We start from the raw sequence: 238 nt of genomic DNA, 5'->3' as shown, positions 1-238 counted from the left end.
GGCTTACGTAAAGCGGCTAAGAATATTGAATATATGATTAAACAATTTGAGCAAAGTTATTCTGTTCGAGATAAACAGGATGTATTGGCCATGTGTGCTTTACAGTTTGCGTCTCAAGTTGAACAGAAAACTATTGATAAAAAAAATGTGAGTGAGCATGTAGAAGTAAAGCTTAAAGAGCTTGATGAATTACTGCATTCGCATTTAAACTCTTAAACGTTCTTTAAAATAAATTAAA

1 protein-coding gene is annotated in these 238 nt (G+C 31.5%); it reads left to right on the top strand.

What is annotated here, in order from left to right; translation table 11 throughout:
• Positions 1-216, top strand: a 216-nt coding sequence (locus FUA24_RS01120) for a cell division protein ZapA (RefSeq protein WP_148539682.1), incomplete at its 5' end; no start/stop codon positions are given.
• Positions 217-238: the final 22 nt, after the last annotated feature.

The organism is Seonamhaeicola marinus (assembly GCF_008085455.1).
The sequence above is the reverse complement of the archived record's forward strand: the minus strand, read 5'-3'. Positions and strand labels throughout refer to the sequence as shown.